Here is a 17,798-nt window from a genome sequence, read left to right as displayed (position 1 = left end):
ATTGACAACCCTTACAGCAAGCTAGTTTCCTAACCTACTCCAGAGGGGTGAGTCTCCCCAGTCGTTCATCCCATTTCAGAGATAGTTTCGGTATGCCCTACCGTACTTGAGAAAAAAATGCTTTGTTCTCTGTACTTGGTGCTTTAAGGTTTTATATGGCCAAAGCATTTCTTGCAAGAACCCCATACCTTAAGTTTTCAAGGTTAATTGCATCGATTAGATGCTGGGTTTTTCAACTGGTTGAATACCCTGCCAGTAGAGTTATTATAGCATTAGAAAGAGCCTTATATCCCCATACCTGAAGGTAGGGGCGTGTGCGGCAATTTTTGGTAATATGGTAATAATTGACAACTTATTAAGAAACTATGAAAGCCATCACTCTTTTAGGTTCAACGGGTTCTATCGGCACTCAAACCCTCGATATTGTCACCGATCATCCCGACAAATTTAGAATAGTGGGACTCGCCGCCCGTCGCAATGTTACCCTTCTGGCCCAACAAATTCGCGCCTTTCGCCCTGAAATTGCGGCGATCTGCGATGAAACTCAATTCCCCGAATTAAAAGCAGCGATCGCCGATCTCGATCCTCAACCCATTTTACTGGCTGGAGAGTCTGGAGTCGTCGAAGTCGCCCGCTATGGAGACTCAGAAGCCGTTGTCACCGGAATTGTCGGTTGTGCGGGTTTACTTCCCACTTTAGCCGCCATTAAAGCCGGAAAAGATATCGCCCTCGCCAATAAAGAAACGTTAATTGCAGGCGGCCCCGTTGTCAATCCTTTAATTCAAGAATACGGCGTGAAATTGCTTCCGGCGGACTCCGAACATTCGGCGATTTTCCAATGTTTACAAGGGGTTCCTCAAGGGGGTTTACGACGGATTATTTTAACCGCTTCTGGGGGTGCATTTCGAGATTGGCCAGTTGAGAAATTAGCCGAAGTAAAAGTCGCTGATGCGATCAAACATCCGAACTGGTCAATGGGTCGTAAAATCACCGTTGATTCTGCCACAATGATGAACAAAGGGTTAGAGGTAATTGAAGCTCATTTTCTGTTTGGATTGGATTACGATAATATTGATATTGTCATTCATCCCCAGAGTATTATTCACTCGTTAATTGAGTTACAAGATACTTCTGTTTTAGCCCAATTGGGTTGGCCGGATATGCGTTTACCCCTGCTTTATGCCATGTCTTGGCCTGAACGAATTTATACCAATTGGGAATCTTTAGATTTAGTAAAAGCCGGAAATTTAACCTTCAAAGCACCCGATAATCAGAAATATCCTTGTATGCCTTTAGCTTATGCGGCAGGACGTGCAGGCGGAACCATGCCAGCCGTCTTAAATGCGGCAAATGAACAGGCTGTGGCGTTGTTTTTAGATGAAAAAATTGAGTTTTTAGACATTCCCAAAATGATAGAATACGTTTGCGATCGCCATCAAACCGATAACGGCCAAAATCCTTCCTTAGATGATATTATTGCGGTTGATCAATGGGCAAGACAAGAAGTAATAGCTTCCCAAACCAAGTTAACTCAAACCGTTGCTGTTTAGAAATCATTAAAGTAGGGACGCTGCGGCTTGCGTCCTGAACTCTCTTAATACCCAATTTTTGATAAAATAGGTATGATTAATCAAACCATAAAAACTTTTGGAAGCCAAACAGGAGATCACAATGACACCACCAGATGAACCAACAATTAAATTAGACCAATTTCTTAAATTCGTCGGTTGCGCCCAAACGGGAGGACAAGCTAAACTGATTATTCAGTCCGGTTGGGTGGTAGTGAATGATGAAATAGAAACTCGTCGCGGACGTAAATTAGTGCATGGCGATCGCGTTACCTTTGAAGACAAAAGCTATGTTGTTGACTTTCGGGGTCAATCTTAATTATATTAGAGCAATTATTCTCAACAATCAACTTGAAGATTTGTGTTAACCTGATGTTAAAAAAGATAACTTTTTGAGAAAAGTTAAAATCACAAATGCACTTTAATCTATCCTCAGAAATCTTCCGAATGAGAGAGTTTAATAAATGATGAATAGAATAGTGTAGTAAGTAATCTACTCTATTTGCAATTAATCTGTGAGCAGTTATATCCTTATTTTACTGGTAATCAGTCTGCTTTTACTTGCAGTGACTTGGGCTTCAGGTTGGATTTCCCGTTTACCCCTGTCCTACGCAATAATATATTTAGGTGCAGGAATTTTTTTAAGTCCCTACGGGTTGAAATTAATAAACCTCAGACCGGATGCAGAGTTTTTAGAACGTTTAACCGAACTTGTCGTGATCATTTCTCTGTTTAGCTGTGGACTGAAAATGAACCGTCGGTTAAACCTAACCTCTTGGAATATAACAGTCCGGTTAATAGGCGGTTTGATGCCTATTTCTATCTTTGGAATCGCAGTCATTACTCACTTTCTCCTCAAACTAAATTGGGGTGAAGCGATTCTATTCGGCGCGATTCTTGCTCCGACTGATCCGGTTTTAGCCTCAGAAGTTCAGCTTAACCATCCCCATGATCCCGATGAACTTCGTTTTGGTTTAACGTCGGAAGGTGGATTAAATGATGCGCTTGCTTTCCCTTTCGTTTATTTTGGCATACATTGGTTAAAAGATGAGAATTGGCAAAATTGGTTTAAACAATGGGTTGCTATCGATTTAATTTGGGCAATTTTCGCTGGAATTGTCATGGGAATTTTAGTAACTAAAATTATTGTTTTGATAGATAGACAACTGCTCAAAATCAGACCCACTGATGCAATGATGGAGGATTTTATTGCAATTAGCATTATTTTGGCAACCTATTCTTTCACTGAACTGATTAATGGATATGGTTTTTTAGCAGTATTTGTCGCCGGAATGGTAACAAGGCGCAGTTATCAACAGGAAGAAAAGCCTTTTGCACAACTTGAATTTATCGAACAACTTGAGAAACTTTTTGAAGTCGGGACAATTTTGTTATTAGGTACACTACTCCGAATTGAACCCATTATTCGATATATTCCAGCCGCAATTTTGATCGCAGGATTACTCATTTTTGTTATTCGACCCCTGGGAACTTGGATCTGTACAATTGGCAGTGGCTATCATAACCTAACACGATTACTTTTGGGTTGGTTTGGCATTCGCGGTGTAGGTTCTATTTACTATTTAACTTATGCTTTTGGTGAAGGTTTACAAGGTTCAGTGGGAGAGTTAATGGCTTGGAGTGTTTACATCACCATTATTTTTTCTGTAATTATTCATGGGATTAGTTCAACACCCTTAATGAATTGGTACGAAAAACAGATTAATCCACAAAATTAAGCGATCGCTAATATAGGATCTGTTACCATAGCCTAACCCATGATAAAATGTATTATTCGTTAACAATCAGTTAACTACAAAAACTAAAAATTGCGTTAAGTATTCATTTCTAAGTATTGTTTGAGATTGATCAGTAACAATTGAAAAACCACAGGATAAAAAATCATGGCGAATACAATAGCAACACCCAACGTTCCCTACAATACCAATTTACAAGCTTTGATAGAATATCCAAAGCAAGGAATTTTAAGCAAAGTTATTCTCAAAGATAAAAACTGTCAATACACACTATTTTGTTTAGCCAAAGGGACTGACATTGAAGAACATACTTCCACTCGCAATGCAACAGTCATGGTGTTTGAAGGAACGGGAAAATTAACACTGAATGGAGAAGAAATCCCGTTAAATCCAGGGGTTTTTGTGTTCATGCCTGCTGACGCTCCCCATGCGTTACAAGCCGAAGAAAATCTCGCTTTTGTTCTGACGCTTTCTGAACAGTCTCAACCCCAAAAATCAGTCAGCCCTCAAACGATTGAACTGATTAAATCTACGGCTCCTTTATTAAAAAAACAGGGTCAGGAGATTACAAAACGGATGTATGAAATCATGTTTAAAAATCATCCCGAAATGCAGGAACAGTTCAATATGAATGATCAAGCTAATGGTTCTCAACCCGCTCGGTTAGCCACAGCAATTTACACCTATGCGACTCACATTGATAATTTAGAAGCCTTAAAATCAATGGTTGAAAAAGTCGCTCATCGCCATGTTGAAACTCATGTTCAACCCGAACAATATTCTATTGTTGGGGAGAGTTTGTTAGAGGCGATGAAAGATGTTTTGGGTGAAGTCGTAACAGATGAAGTGATGGCGGCTTGGAAAGAAGCCTATCAACTTTTAGCCGAAGTTTTCATTAAACGAGAACATCAAATCTATGAACAAGAAGCCTAATATTAGACAGGATGAGGGGATATAAAAACACCTGAAAACTGCCGAAAAGAGAATAAAAACTACAAAGACACGGAGAAAACCTAGAGCAAGTCTTCGTGTCTTTGTCTATTGGTGGTGAGTTTACCCATCAGGCACTCTACTGAAAAAATTGCCTAAATCAATTAGAAAGGCGAGTTGAAAAACCCGCCCAAGTTGTTTAAACAGAATGTCCGCTTAATAACGCTTTAGAACTCGATTCCCCAGGATTCGTCATCAAGTTTACGGAAATTGCTTCAAATTCTATTCAATTAATGTTGAGTATCGTTAAATTTAAAGTTATACCTGTCATTTTATCATATTTTTTGAGTGTCTTTTTATCAACTTATTAACAGAGGAGTTGTTTAAAAAAAGCCGAGACAAATGGTGAGAACTATAAATATTGTTAAAGTTCCATCATCTCTTGAAAATGTTGTGATATAATTTAATTTAAAAATTGACGTTAAACTTGAATATGCGCGTTAAATCTCAAAATAAATTTTTATATCTTTTAATTGCTGGAATTATTTTTCCAGTATTAGCTGTTAGTAGCTTTAATATTATTTCATCTCGTCAATATTTGATTGATTCTGTGTCTCGTTCAATGAGTAACGAGGGAGAAAACCGAGTCAAAGTGATGAGTTTATTTTTAGAAAATTTTAGATCGGATATTTTATATTTAAGTGAAACGCCACCCATTCAAGGGATTGTTAGAGCCAGAGAAGGAAATGGAATTGATCCTCAAGATCAATCAACTTATCAAGATTGGGTGAATCGATTAAACATTATTTTTACATCCTTTCTCAACAATAGACCTTATTACGATCAAATTCGTTATCTTGATGAAAATGGCAAGGAAATGGCGAGAGTTAATATAGTAAATGGGGAAATCAAAGTAGTTCCAAGCTCGGAGTTACAAAACAAAAGTTCTACTGAATATTTTCGGGAAACGATCAATTTAAAACGGGGAGAAATTTATGTTTCTCCCATTGATTTGAATCTAGAAAATAACCAAATTGAAGTTCCCTATAAAGCCGTCATTCGTTATGCAACTCCCATTTACAATTCGGCGGGTGAAAAAAAAGGTGTTTTAGTTGCTAACATTTTAATGGATCGCTTATTTGAATTAGCCGATAATCAAACCTTAAAATCTGAATACGATCAACAGTTCTTTGTCGTCAATCCCCAAGGATATTACTTAAGTCACCCAGTAGCCGAAAAAAAATGGGGGTTTGAACTCAATAATAATGAAATTTTAAGCCAAGATTATCCATCCACAATTGTTGAAAAAATTCTCTCCAATGACGATGGAGTGATTACCGATTATCCTGACTATATCCTCAGCTATAATACAGTTTTTCCTGATACTAAATATAAAACAAATCCCTTTACCTTGGTTTATAAAATCCCTAAAAATATTGTTTTAAAACCGATTAAGAACTTTATTCAATTTGCGGTAATTGTGACAATCATTGTGGGCGGAATTTTCGTAGTTATTGGAATTCTTTTATTCAGAAAATTAGTCAACTCTATTTTAGAAGTCGTGGGAGTAGTGAGTACATTTTACAATCAAGTGGTTGCAACCATTAATGAACAGGAACGAATAGCAAATCAACAATTATCTTCGGTTCAAGAAACAACAGTTACGATGGATGAACTGAATATTTCCTCTCAACAATCCGCCCAACAAGCCTCAGTCGCAGTTTCCGGCGCCAAACAAGCTTTAAATCAAGTCGAACAGGGAACTAAAGCCGTTAAACAAGCATTAGAAGAAATGGAAATTTTAAAATCAAAAGTAGAAGCAATTGCTCAACAAATTCTCCGCCTGAATGAACAAACTCATCAAATTGGTAGCGTTTCTGACGTCGTGAGTGATTTATCCAATCAAACCAATATGTTAGCTTTAAATGCTTCCGTAGAAGCCGTTAGAGCTGGAGAATATGGTAAAGGATTTGCAGTCGTCGCCTCAGAAATTCGTAAACTTTCCGATGCGAGTCAAAAATCAAGCCAAAAAATTAATACTTTAGTTAATGATATTCAACACATGATTCAATCTACCGTATTAGTCACCAAAGAAGGAACTAAAAATGTAGAATCCGGGGTGCAAATTTCCCATCAAACCGCTCAAGTCTTTTTTGATGTCTCTAAATCAATGGAACAAATTGTAGACAGTAGCCAACAAATTGCGTTCATGTCTCAACAACAAGCGTTAGCGACTCAGCAAGTCAATCAAGCCATGAATAATCTCACCAAAGGAGCCAATCAAACCGCCCAAGGAATTAATCAAATTAAAGTTGGTAGCGAAAAACTCAATGATGCTGCTTACAATTTGAAAGATATTTTATAGGATATAATGAATGAATAGCAACAGTATGGGCAGTTTTAAGAGGAGAGTCTAAACCCCTTGATTGAACTCCCAAAACCCTCATTCTCACATTAATATTCTCACAGGCTCCGAAGTATAGTCATAAAAGCATGATTTTTAATAATGAAACAAATCAAACAACTTATACCTGTTCATCGGACGGCATTTCAATATTTGAATACTCCCATCTGGCTCTATGATACACAGAATGGGCAAGTGCAGTGGGCAAATGATGCAGCTCTACAACTTTTCAATGCTGATAATATCAAAACTTTAAATGACCTTTTTAACATTTTTTTAAGGTCTAAAATAACTTATCTATTACAGGCTTTAGAGCCATTGAAACCGGGGCAAAAAATTCAACAAAACTGGACAATCTCTTCCGAGGAAGAAACGATTAATCTTCGTTGTTACTGTTCAGTAATTCTAACAGAGAACGAACAGTTAGCTATACTTGTAGAAGCTCATATCGAACACAATCAGCCAATTGAGCCGGAGAGTTTGCGATTAGTTGAAGCTTGGCGGCATACAAACTTTATGCTCTCTCTATACACCCTAGATGGAGAATTATTACTGCAAAATCCAGCCGCTCAAAACTGTTATGGAAATCTCAGCCCCAATGGTAAAAATAATCACCGTAGCTTTTTCAATTCTTTTCTGGCTCCGGCAGTTGGACAGGAAGCCTTAGACTGTATTAATAAAGGAAAAATATTCAGCGTAGAAACTAAAGTTAAAACGGACAAAGGTTTATGCTGGCACAAAATTGAAGCCCGAAAAACTTACGATCCCGTCACGGGTAATTATTTAATTTTAGTCAGCGAAAAAGATATTAATGATCGGAAAAAATCCGAGGAAAAACTCCGCGATAGTCAACATTTTTTACAAAAGCTCACCAATACAGTCCCGCAAATTCTCTATATTTTTGACCTTTCAGACAATAAAAGCCTCTATCTTAACCAACGGAGCATCGAAATATTAGGCTACTCTCCTGAAGAAATTTGTACTTGGGAACCTGAACGGTTAATCAATCATTTCCATCCTGAAGATCGACATTTATGCTATAGCTTGCCGAATCGCTTTCAGCATCTTAAAGATGATGAAATTCTCTCAAGCGAATATCGATTTCGCCACAAAAATGGAGAATGGCGGTGGTTGAACAGTCGAGAAATTGTCTTTCAAAGAGATGCAAAAGGAAAGCCCCTTCAGATTCTTGGTTCTGTTACCGATATTAGCTCACAGCAAGCTGCACTTCGTGAACGCAAACAAGCAGAAATTGCCCTACAATCCCTCAGCAATCGTTTACAACATTTACTAACCTCTAGTCCGGCTGTTATTTACAGTTGTCAAGCTCAAGGAAACTATGAAGTCACCTACGTCAGTGAAAATGTTAAAACCGTTTTTGGATTAGATGCGGAAACCTTGATAAACAACCCTCCTAAAGTCTGGAAATCTCGCATTTATCCCGAAGATTTGACGAGAATTAGCAACGCTATGCCGACAGTCTTGCAACAAGGAGAAATGGCTATAGAATACCGTTTCCTCCACACTGATCAGACTTATCATTGGATATATGATCAAGCGAAAATCCTCAAAAATGAACAAGGTGAACTGATAGAAATTATTGGTTATCTTATTGATATTAGCGAGCGCAAACAGGCGGAATTAGACTTACAAAATAAAACCGAACTTCTAGAAGCAATCTTCAATCATATCCCGATCATGTTGACCTTTTTTAACTCCGAGGGGCGAATTGAATTTATTAATCGTGAATTGGAGCAAGTTTTGGGTTGGTCTTTGGCTCAGTGGCAACAACAGAATCTATTATTACAATGCTATCCTAACCCCCATGATTATCAACAAGTTCTGGCTCATATGCAAGCGACAAACAGACAATGGAAAGATTTCCAAACTCGAACTGCAACAGGAGAAATTGTAGAAACATCTTGGACAAATATTCGTTTATCCGATGGGAGTAGAATTGGTATTGGACAAGATATCACCGCTCGAAAACAAAATGAAAAATGTTTGCGAGAACAGGCTCAACGCGAACAACTGATTACCCTCGTTACTCAACGCATTCGTCAATCCCTTAATTTAGATGATATTCTAGAAACAACCGTTGCTCAAATTCGACAACTTTTGCAAACAGAGCGAGTTTTAATTTATTGTTTTGAACCCGATAAAAGTGGAATTGTGATTGCAGAATCTGTTGATGAATCCTGGGTATCTCTGCGGGGAAAAATTCTCTTTGATGAAGGTTTAGCTGACAACACTTGCATCAATGCCTATACTCATGGTCGTATTCAAAACACTCCAGATATCTATAATAGCCGACTACCAGACTGTTATATTCAACTCCTGGCTCAGTTTCAAGTTAGAGCAAATCTTGTTATTCCGATTCTGCACGGCGAGGAATTATGGGGACTATTAGTGGCTCAACATTGTTCACAACCCAGGCTTTGGCAAACCACAGAAATTGAACTCCTCCATCAACTCGCCGATCAAGTTGCGATCGCCATTTCCCAAAGTGAACTCTATCAATATGCCCAATATCAAGCCCAACGAGAACAGGCGCTCAACGAAGTCATTCAAGCCATTCGCAACTCTTTAGAATTGAACACAATTTTTTCAACCGCTTCTCACGAAATTGCTCGATTACTCTATGTCGATTGGGTTCATATTGTACAGTATTTACCCGAGGGAAAAATTTGGTTAAATGTGGGTGAATATTGTCGATATCAGAACTTTACAAAAGCATTGGGAACAGAAATTACTGATGATGAAAATCAATTTGCCGCTCAACTTAAACAACTTGAAATCGTACAAATTGCCGATATTAGTCAAACCGAAGATGAAATTAATTGTGCCTATGCTCGTACCTATCCCGGTTCTTGGCTTCTTATTCCAATTCATTGGAAATCTTCTTTTTGGGGAAGTTTAAATCTGATTAGAAATCCCCAACATTCTCACTGGCAATCCTTTGAAATTGAACTGGCTCTAACCGTTGCCAATCAACTCGCGATCGCCATCCAACAATCTCAACTTTATCAACAATTACAGCAAGCCAACGAAGAACTTCAACACCTCGCCACTCACGATCAACTCACTCAACTGGCTAACCGTCGTTATTTTGATGAATATCTCACTCAAGAATGGCAGCGTCTCACCCGAGAACAAGGTCTTTTATCATTAATTCTCTGTGATGTTGATTATTTTAAACGATACAATGATACCTACGGTCATTTAGCAGGTGATGAATGTCTGACGAAAGTTGCTCAAGCAATTAAACATGGAGTTAAACATCCGGCAGATTTAGCCGCTCGATATGGGGGTGAAGAATTTGTGATCATTTTACCCAATACTGATAGTCAGGGAGCGATTCAAGTTGTACAAACTATTCAAGCTGATATTTTCCAGCTTCATATTCCCCATAAAAGTTCGTCTGCGAGTTCACAAATTACCCTCAGTTTTGGCATTGCTCAAGCTTATCCAACCCCAGTTAGTTCTCCTGAAATATTAATCAAAAAAGCCGACTTAGCCCTCTATCAAGCCAAAGAAAATGGGCGTAATTGTTATTATCTCAGCAACAATGATTGATAAAAAATACTGTAGGGGCGGGTTCTGCTCAGATGTATGTTTCCCACTCTCAACCGATATAAACCCGCCCCCTCCTCAGAAGAAGTTGTGTAGGGGCGGGTTCTGCTCAGATGTATGTTTCCTAGCAATAACTGACATAAACCCGCCCCCTCCTCAGAAGTTACTGATAATTGAAAATTCAAAAAAATTGGTGACGGGTTTAGGGCGGGTTTATGAAGATTATTTTTGGGAAGTAAAAATTTATTCCGAACCCGCCCCTACAACACCGGTGAGGCGGTGACGGGTTTAGGGCGGGTTTATGAAGATTATTTTTGGGAAGTAAAAATTTATTCCGAACCCGCCCCTACAAAAATTCTGACTTCTTCTTTCCTCCCCACCAATCATTTAACGATATGACGCATCCTACTTTTTATCCTACTGTTTATTCCCCTGCTAAAACCCTCTCTAAATCTGGAATATTCACCCAAGTTCCTGTTTCACTGGACTCCTGAGTTAAATCCATTAATAACTGCGAATAAACCCCCTCCCGCAACGAAGGAACCATAGATTTTCCTTGTTCAATTCCATTTACCCATTGATCAACAACCCGCACAAACGGCGCAATTCTCCCATCGGGATAAACACGCGGAAACTGTAACTTTTCAGGAATAGAAATCTCTGCTAACGCCTCTCCGTTTTTGCTTCCCCACAACTTGAAACCATGTACATAATCCTGTTGATTATCACTTCCTAAAATCAACGTTCCTTCACTTCCATAAACTTCTACCCAATGTCCCCGTCCTTGATAGGTTACTGAACTCAAACTCACTTGACAAGGCGTTCCGTCTGCTAATTCTAAGATTAAATTACAAGTATCATCTGCATCCACAGGCTTTAATTTTCCGCCTTCTGTGGGGTCAGGACGAAAGGGAATAGAAGTGCTTAATAAACTACAAATCCGGTTCACTTTCCCAAACAACCAATCAATATAATCAAACGCATGAGAACCAATCGCCCCTAACGCCCCACCGCCTTTTTCTTTTTGGGCGTACCAATTCCAAGTTCGTTCAGGATTCGCTCGACTTGACACTAACCAATCAATTTTAATTAACCGTTTTTCTCCCACATAATTTTGACTCAAAAGTTCAGCAAAATGTTGCCAAGCGGGAATAAATCTAAACTCAAAATCTAACGTCGTTACACAATTATTTTGTGTCGCTAATTGATAGAGTTTTTTCGCTTCATTTACATTCAATGTTGTCGGTTTTTCTAACAGTAAATGTTTCTTCCCTTGTAAGACAATCTTCGCCATATCATAATGTAAAAAAGGCGGCGTTGAAATCGCTACACCCGTCACATCGGGTAAAGCAACAATCTCTTCAATGGTATTCGCCGCATGAGGAATATGATGACTCTCAGCCATCGCTTTAGCTTTCTCCAGATCCCGATGATAAACCGCTACAACTTCTGTACGGGGATGTTCTTGAAATCCGGGAATATGAACCTTTTTTCCGAAGCCTGTCCCGATGACTGCAATTCCAATTTTATTCGTCATTATTCAACTCAAATTCGTCAATTTTTTAGTGCAATTAAAAATTTTATTGCTTATATGATCTCCGGTTGATTAATTTTCTTATGGTTGCGGGGCGGGTTTAACTCAATCTGGGAGTGGTCGTCAAGATCGTAGGCTGAACCCGCCCCTACATCACAATCATTGATTAGTCGGATATCATATTAGATTTTGCTCGGTTTTCAATCCATTCAATCACCTGTTTTCCTAAATTAACATGATCCAATAAATCGATCTCCCGAATTCCCGTTGGACTGGTCACATTCACTTCCGTGAGATAACCGCCAATCACATCAATTCCCACAAAATATAACCCATCTTCTCGCAATTTTGGCGCCACTTGAACACAAATTTCTCGTTCGCGATCTGTAATTTCCGTCTGGGCAACTCGTCCACCCACCGCCATATTTCCGCGAAATTCTTTCCCCGTTGGAATGCGATTAATCGCCCCTATCGGTTCTCCATCTAACAAAATAATCCGTTTATCGCCTTCTTTCGCCGCAGGTAAATAAGTTTGCACCATCACAGGTTCTCGACCTTGTTTCGTGCTAATTTCAATTAAAGAGTTAAAATTGCGATCGCCTGCTTCTAAAAATAAAATTCCTTCTCCCGCTTTTCCGCCCAAAGGCTTCAAAACAGCCGCTTCTTTCTTCTCAACAAACTCTCGAATTACCTGTTTATTTTGACTGACAATCGTTTCAGGTATTGCTTCTGTAAATTGTAAAGCATACATCTTCTCATTCGCCGCCCGTAACCCTTGAGGTGAATTAATCACCAACGTTTTTGATGAGTCAACATAATCAAGGATGTAAGTTGCATACAAATAAGGCACCGTCACAGGTGGATCAGTCCGCATAAACACCGCATCCATCTCTTCTAAAGCGAGTAACTGCGGTTGATCCAGGGAAAACCAAAGTTCCACCGATATCCAGCGATCGCCTTCAAGTTTCACAGGGACAAGATGAACCGGAGTCAAAGTCGCCCAAGCTTTCCCTTGGCTGACAGTCAGTTGGTGTACTTCTGTGATCCAGACTTCGTGACCCAAGGCTTGGGCGGCTTCCATGATCGCCACACTACTGTCATGGCTTGGGTTTAGCTTTTCAATGGGGTCAATGATGAATGCAAATTTCATCGGATATTAGGGGGTAGGGTGAAGGAGCAACGATCAAGCCGTATTCTTTATCCTACCGCGATCGCTGACCCTTCTGACAATTCCTACCCCGAAAATTAGGCTAATAGCGGATCAAGCTTTCCTGCGGCTTCTAACGCATGGATATCGTCACAACCGCCAATATGTTGATCATTGATAAAAACTTGCGGGACGGAACGGCGACCATTAGCACGTTTGGCCATCTTGTCTCGCGCGTCTTCATCCCCATCAATCACGTACTCAGTGAACTCTACACCTTTGTTATTGAGGAGTGATTTCGCCCGAATACAGAAAGGACAGGTACTCCAAGTATAAATTTCCACTTGAGCGGCCATAATATTGTCAGTCTGTGAGTAACGTTTCCTAATTTTAATCCCAAAGCGCGATCGCATTCAACCGATCTGAGGGAACAGGCAAGAGTCAGAAGTCGTGATGTCACCGAGTCACCGAGTCAGGAGGAAAGAATTACCTATTACCTTTTGCCTCTTGCATGATTGCCTGTTGCCTATTGCCTGTTCCCTGTTCCCTAAAAACTGGTCACTGGTCACTGATCACTGTTCACTGTTTAAATAACCTGACGTTCATTGAGAGGTTGAATCGGTCTAGCATTTCCATTGTAGAAAGATCGAAAATACTCAATTTGTTTGCTAGAAACTTCAATCGGTGTTTCAAATACTATCCAGTTTACCCCTTCACTACAGGGCGGTGTGGTTAGTGAACCTGTGTAATTGTAGTAAACTTTGTTTTCAGGTGGTAACGCACTGGCGTTAATGGCGACTCCACGAACAGGATTTTCTATGATTTCTTTGGGTACATGAGGCCATAAACTAGCAATAAAACGATTTTCTGTTCCTTCCTCTATCAAAATTCCAATCACCGCAAATTTCCCATCCGAACTTTTATGAACCAGATGAACTTCCATCGGATAGGTTTTTCCATCTAACTGATGTTCACTGGGAGAATGAAAGTGAAATTGCAGTAATTCATATTGTTTGTTATCAATTTTAATTGTACTTCCCGGTTCATACTCGATCTCAATAGTATGACCTTTGTTAATAACGTTTAGCGGCGTATAATCATAACTAAATTCAATTTTGGCTTTAGGTGTTGCTGATGTCTCAATATTAATCGGAGACTGTTGCTGTCCCGTTTCACAGAGAACAAATTCCTCTTTTAACTCTCCCCAATTTTCCGGCCCCATTTCACCCCGATAACCCCATTCACCTGTGTGTAGCTGATTTTTTGAACAAGCAACCGGAATAATAAACACAGTAAAAATAAAGATGATGAAGAACATCATCCAAACCTTAATTTTTTTCATTGGACTTGAGGATTTTTAGTAGAGTTCGTATTTGAGCAAAGTACAAGCTATCGTCCCATTATAAACCGGAATACGTTGTGCTGTTCTCAGTCCAACTTGTTTAGCGAGCGCCTTATTTCCAGTTATAATAAATGCAGTCCAACCCTTGAAACGTTGCTTAAAAACATCTCCAAGCTGTTGATAGAGACTTCCCAACTTTTCGACATCACCTAACCGTTCCCCATAAGGAGGATTGCAAATGATTATACCGTGATCAGCCGGAGGTTCAAGGTGAAATAATGTTGCTTGAGTCAGACGAATTTGATCTTCAACTCCACACTGTTGAGCATTATAACGGGCTTGAGCTAACATTTCCCCATCGCGATCGCATCCTACAATAATACTCTCGAGTTGTGATAATTGACTCTTTTCAGCTTCTTGATACAACGAGTCCCACAACTGTCCATCAAAATCTTGCCATTTCATAAACCCAAACGTCTCTCGAAATAGCCCTGGCGCCACGTTTAACCCCTTCAAAGCCGCTTCTAGAGGTAATGTTCCAGAACCACACATCGGGTCTAAAAAAGGCATATTCGGCTGCCATTCCGCCATTTCTAGCAACGCTGCGGCTAGAGTTTCCTTCAGGGGTGCTTTCCCCACTGCTTGCCGATATCCCCGTCGATGTAAACTATTTCCTGAACTATCTAAACTGAGAATTCCCCGATCTTGATCAATGTGAAGATTAATCACAATATCGGGATCTTCTGTGTCAATACTCGAACGTTCACCCCACTGTTGACGTTGCTGATCAACAATAGCATTCTTGACCTGTAATGCACTAAAATGAGTATGATTCAGAACGCGATTTCCGCCTGTGCAGTGAACGGCGAAAGTATCATTCGGTCGAATATATTTTTCCCAAGAAATCCGTTGAACCGCTTGATAAAGTTTTTTGGCATCTGAACAAGAAAAGTTCTGAATCGGAACCAATACTCTAAAAATTATTCTAGACCACAAATTCACCCGATAAAGCAATGAGCGATCGCCTTCAAAGTATACCCCGGTAAAGTCAGGACGAACCGATTTTGCACCTAATTGTTCTAACTCTTGGGCGGCAATTTCTTCTAGACTTCGAGCTACTTTAGCAAAATACTGGGTCATTCAATATGGACTTAAAAAAACTAAAGCGGTCAGATGCTCCGACCGCATCGAAAATCCTCACACCACACACACAGGAATGACATACAAATTCAGCAGAGACGTCATTTACTTTTTTTTCAGGAAGGACACCGACGACTGGCCGTGTTTCGTCTCGGTGTCCTCACTGGTTCGCTCCTCACACGCTTGTAACTGTATCCAACCCATTATCCTTTTGTCAATACTCTAATCAGGATTTTTTTGTTAAATCTCCCAAAAGCCTGACGAAATAGCGGTTTAACTCGTTGAAAAAGTTTTGGGAAAGATTGACTGGACATCAGAAATCCAGTGCTTCGGCGCTGCGGAATACCCCTCAAGCAGTGCTTATTCACCCCCACGCCAGCAAGTCCCGAAAAATTTTCCTCTTGGTGTCTGGTGTGTCTATTAGTCAGAAAAACCACCAAGTCACCAAGGGTTTTCTTCTTTGTGTCTCTGTGTCTTTGTGGTTGATTGTAGTTGGTGAGAAAAACCACCAAGTCACCAACTCACCAAGAATTTTCCTCTTGGTGTCTCTGTGTCTTTGTGGTTGATTGTAGTTTTTTATATTTTTTTAGTAATGAAGGCTGATGAACTTGGATTAAAACTTAAAATGGGGTGTAAGTAACTGAAAAATAAACCCCGGCTTCTTGTAACGTATTTTCGTCTTTATCATCAACCTCGTTTAAAGCAATACCATAATCTATTCGACCTGTAAATCGTTCTCCTAAACGTAATTGTAATCCGAATCCAATGCCGATAATCGTCTCATTTTCTTGATTATCTTCTTCCTCCACATTCCAGCCGCGACCCAGATCAACAAACGGAACAATTTGTAAGAGATTCTCTTCCCCGAAACGCACAATCGGAAACAAAGCTTCGGCGGAGAGAAAAACGCCATTATCTGTTAACAAAACATCCTGACGATAGCCTCTAACACTCTGAAAACCACCTAACGGAAACTGTTCTAACGGTACCAACGCTCTCGTTGATAATTGTACATCTGATCGCACCACTAACAACGTATCTGGGGCTAATAATCGCACATATTGACCTTGACCTCGCCAAGAAAAAAATCGACTATCGGGCGGTTCTTTATTAATTGTCGCATCAAACGCACCTACTCCTAAACTAAATTGCGATCGCACAGCAAACACCGATCGCGATGTTCTTTGGGTGTATTCTTGAAATAAACGAATCGCTGAAATTTTGGTACTTCCATCTTCTTCCGCACCCACAGAAAGCGGTTCTTCTTCTCCTAAAATCGTCGTTTGGCTATTTTCTCGGGATAACGTTAAACCGACTGCAATATCTTGGGTGGGGGTTTGATAAATCGGTTGGCGTATGGTTAAACCAAAACGATCCGAATCTCCGGTAATATCTAGGCGATCAAATGGCTCCTCAATTACTTCTGAATTGGTGCCATAATAATCAAAACGAATTGTACCATTATAAGCGTTAAACGGAAATGTATAGTTAATATCATAGCGATCGCTTCCATCGGTATTGGTGTAAGCGGTGTTAATGCGATCGCCAAAGCCTAATAAATTCGCTTCTGTGACACTTAAACCCCGACGAAAACTTCCTACACTGGGAATCCGACCATTATCAGCAATGAGTTGTAAACTAAAGGTATCTGCTGGATCGACTGTTACCGTCAAAACACTCAATTCAGGACGAGAACCCGCAGCTAATTCTGCTGAAATATTTTCAATTAATGGATCAAGTTGTAATAGTTGTAAAGCGGTCAATAAACGGTTAACATTTAAAGGGGTTTTGGTGGCGACTGCGATCCGACTGCTCACATAACTCGGTCTTAAACGTCCGGTTCCGGTAACAATAATTTCTTCTAAACCGCCTTCGATCACTTGAATTTCTAACACCCCATCAGACAGACTTTGATCGGCTGGAATGATCGCCCCAGAATTAACAAAACCCGACTCAACATAGAATTGAGTTACAGTCGTTTCGACTTGTAAAAGTTCAGCAAACGTAATCGGACGACCGACAAATTCGGCGGTGATCTCCGCTAATTCAGCATCGCTATAGGCGGTATTTCCAGTAAACTCGAACCGTTCTATCGTGATCGTATCAGGAAGACCTGGAGGTTCTAAAACAGGCGGAATAACAGTAGGTGGTTCTACGTTTAACGGAGGTTCTGGGGAAGGTTGAGGAATAGGAATCGGTGTAGGAAACGGTTCGGGGGGGTTAATCGGCTGAGGAAGTTGAGCTAAAGTTAACAATGGACTTCCTATCAGGATTAACAGCGATAATCTTAATCCCTGAGCTAATAGGCCAAACTGCATGAACTAAAATCATTTATTATTTCAGATCAAGAATAAGTCAGTTTGACAACCGATGCCAATAGTTTTGTTTAAATAATTTTCACTT

At 39.9% G+C, this 17,798-nt stretch carries 13 protein-coding genes and 1 pseudogene; 8 read left to right on the top strand and 6 right to left on the bottom strand.

Annotation, left to right across the window (positions count from 1 at the left end; genetic code table 11):
- Positions 1-365: 365 nt before the first annotated feature.
- From dxr to WN50_RS34900, 8 genes and pseudogenes are all read left to right on the top strand, one after another.
- The gene (gene dxr / locus WN50_RS26315; protein ID WP_046276691.1) at positions 366-1,550 is read left to right on the top strand and encodes a 1-deoxy-D-xylulose-5-phosphate reductoisomerase; all 1,185 of its coding nucleotides are present in this window, start codon (positions 366-368) and stop codon (positions 1,548-1,550) included.
- A 121-nt stretch (positions 1,551-1,671) separates the two neighbouring features.
- Positions 1,672-1,887 carry an RNA-binding S4 domain-containing protein gene (locus tag WN50_RS26310; RefSeq protein ID WP_046276690.1) on the top strand — a complete coding sequence of 72 codons (216 nt, stop codon included), beginning with the start codon at positions 1,672-1,674 and terminating at the stop codon, positions 1,885-1,887.
- 196 nt (positions 1,888-2,083) lie between these two features.
- On the top strand, positions 2,084-3,307 hold the full coding sequence (locus WN50_RS26305; RefSeq protein WP_046276689.1) for a cation:proton antiporter: 1,224 nt from the start codon (positions 2,084-2,086) through the stop codon (positions 3,305-3,307).
- A 165-nt stretch (positions 3,308-3,472) separates the two neighbouring features.
- Positions 3,473-3,802, top strand: a pseudogene (locus WN50_RS37855) (cupin domain-containing protein); the annotation flags it as partial.
- 99 nt (positions 3,803-3,901) lie between these two features.
- Positions 3,902-4,258: a globin domain-containing protein gene (locus WN50_RS37850; RefSeq protein WP_425354845.1), complete on the top strand. Its 357-nt coding sequence runs from the start codon at positions 3,902-3,904 to the stop codon at positions 4,256-4,258.
- A gap of 490 nt (positions 4,259-4,748) precedes the next feature.
- A complete protein-coding gene (locus tag WN50_RS31180) occupies positions 4,749-6,620 on the top strand; it encodes a methyl-accepting chemotaxis protein (RefSeq protein WP_063847421.1) in 1,872 nt (623 codons plus the stop codon).
- Between the two features lie 141 nt (positions 6,621-6,761).
- Positions 6,762-10,235 (top strand): diguanylate cyclase domain-containing protein, encoded by a 3,474-nt coding sequence (locus WN50_RS26290; RefSeq protein ID WP_049561258.1) that lies wholly within the window; start codon positions 6,762-6,764, stop codon positions 10,233-10,235.
- 225 nt (positions 10,236-10,460) lie between these two features.
- Positions 10,461-10,631, top strand: coding sequence for a hypothetical protein (locus WN50_RS34900; protein ID WP_160315446.1), 171 nt, complete (start codon positions 10,461-10,463; stop codon positions 10,629-10,631).
- A gap of 25 nt (positions 10,632-10,656) precedes the next feature.
- On the opposite strand, the gene WN50_RS26285 is transcribed toward WN50_RS34900, so the two are convergent.
- The 6 genes from WN50_RS26285 to WN50_RS26255 form a co-directional block, all read right to left on the bottom strand.
- Positions 10,657-11,769, bottom strand: coding sequence for a Gfo/Idh/MocA family protein (locus WN50_RS26285; protein WP_046278304.1), 1,113 nt, complete (start codon positions 11,767-11,769; stop codon positions 10,657-10,659).
- A gap of 163 nt (positions 11,770-11,932) precedes the next feature.
- Complete coding sequence (gshB, locus tag WN50_RS26280; RefSeq protein WP_046278305.1) at positions 11,933-12,916, bottom strand: glutathione synthase; 984 nt, start codon at positions 12,914-12,916, stop codon at positions 11,933-11,935.
- Between the two features lie 95 nt (positions 12,917-13,011).
- A complete protein-coding gene (grxC, locus tag WN50_RS26275) occupies positions 13,012-13,269 on the bottom strand; it encodes a glutaredoxin 3 (RefSeq protein ID WP_046278313.1) in 258 nt (85 codons plus the stop codon).
- Between the two features lie 230 nt (positions 13,270-13,499).
- Positions 13,500-14,255 (bottom strand): carbonic anhydrase, encoded by a 756-nt coding sequence (locus WN50_RS26270; RefSeq protein ID WP_046278306.1) that lies wholly within the window; start codon positions 14,253-14,255, stop codon positions 13,500-13,502.
- A 15-nt stretch (positions 14,256-14,270) separates the two neighbouring features.
- The gene (locus tag WN50_RS26265; protein WP_046278307.1) at positions 14,271-15,395 is read right to left on the bottom strand and encodes a THUMP domain-containing class I SAM-dependent RNA methyltransferase; all 1,125 of its coding nucleotides are present in this window, start codon (positions 15,393-15,395) and stop codon (positions 14,271-14,273) included.
- Between the two features lie 620 nt (positions 15,396-16,015).
- Positions 16,016-17,713: a ShlB/FhaC/HecB family hemolysin secretion/activation protein gene (locus WN50_RS26255; RefSeq protein ID WP_046278308.1), complete on the bottom strand. Its 1,698-nt coding sequence runs from the start codon at positions 17,711-17,713 to the stop codon at positions 16,016-16,018.
- Positions 17,714-17,798 lie beyond the last annotated feature (85 nt).

The sequence above is a fragment of the Limnoraphis robusta CS-951 genome, from assembly GCF_000972705.2.
The sequence above is the reverse complement of the archived record's forward strand: the minus strand, read 5'-3'. Positions and strand labels throughout refer to the sequence as shown.

Bases quoted from the DNA above. Each gene is read 5' to 3' on its own strand.
- WN50_RS26310 (WP_046276690.1), top strand. From the start codon at position 1,672: ATGACACCACCAGATGAACCAACAATTAAATTAGACCAATTTCTTAAA.
- WN50_RS26270 (WP_046278306.1), bottom strand. From the start codon at position 14,255: ATGAAAAAAATTAAGGTTTGGATGATGTTCTTCATCATCTTTATTTTT.
- WN50_RS26290 (WP_049561258.1), top strand. From the start codon at position 6,762: ATGAAACAAATCAAACAACTTATACCTGTTCATCGGACGGCATTTCAA.
- WN50_RS31180 (WP_063847421.1), top strand. From the start codon at position 4,749: ATGCGCGTTAAATCTCAAAATAAATTTTTATATCTTTTAATTGCTGGA.
- WN50_RS26255 (WP_046278308.1), bottom strand. From the start codon at position 17,713: ATGCAGTTTGGCCTATTAGCTCAGGGATTAAGATTATCGCTGTTAATC.
- WN50_RS37850 (WP_425354845.1), top strand. From the start codon at position 3,902: ATGTATGAAATCATGTTTAAAAATCATCCCGAAATGCAGGAACAGTTC.
- grxC (WP_046278313.1), bottom strand. From the start codon at position 13,269: ATGGCCGCTCAAGTGGAAATTTATACTTGGAGTACCTGTCCTTTCTGT.
- dxr (WP_046276691.1), top strand. From the start codon at position 366: ATGAAAGCCATCACTCTTTTAGGTTCAACGGGTTCTATCGGCACTCAA.
- WN50_RS26285 (WP_046278304.1), bottom strand. From the start codon at position 11,769: ATGACGAATAAAATTGGAATTGCAGTCATCGGGACAGGCTTCGGAAAA.
- gshB (WP_046278305.1), bottom strand. From the start codon at position 12,916: ATGAAATTTGCATTCATCATTGACCCCATTGAAAAGCTAAACCCAAGC.
- WN50_RS26265 (WP_046278307.1), bottom strand. From the start codon at position 15,395: ATGACCCAGTATTTTGCTAAAGTAGCTCGAAGTCTAGAAGAAATTGCC.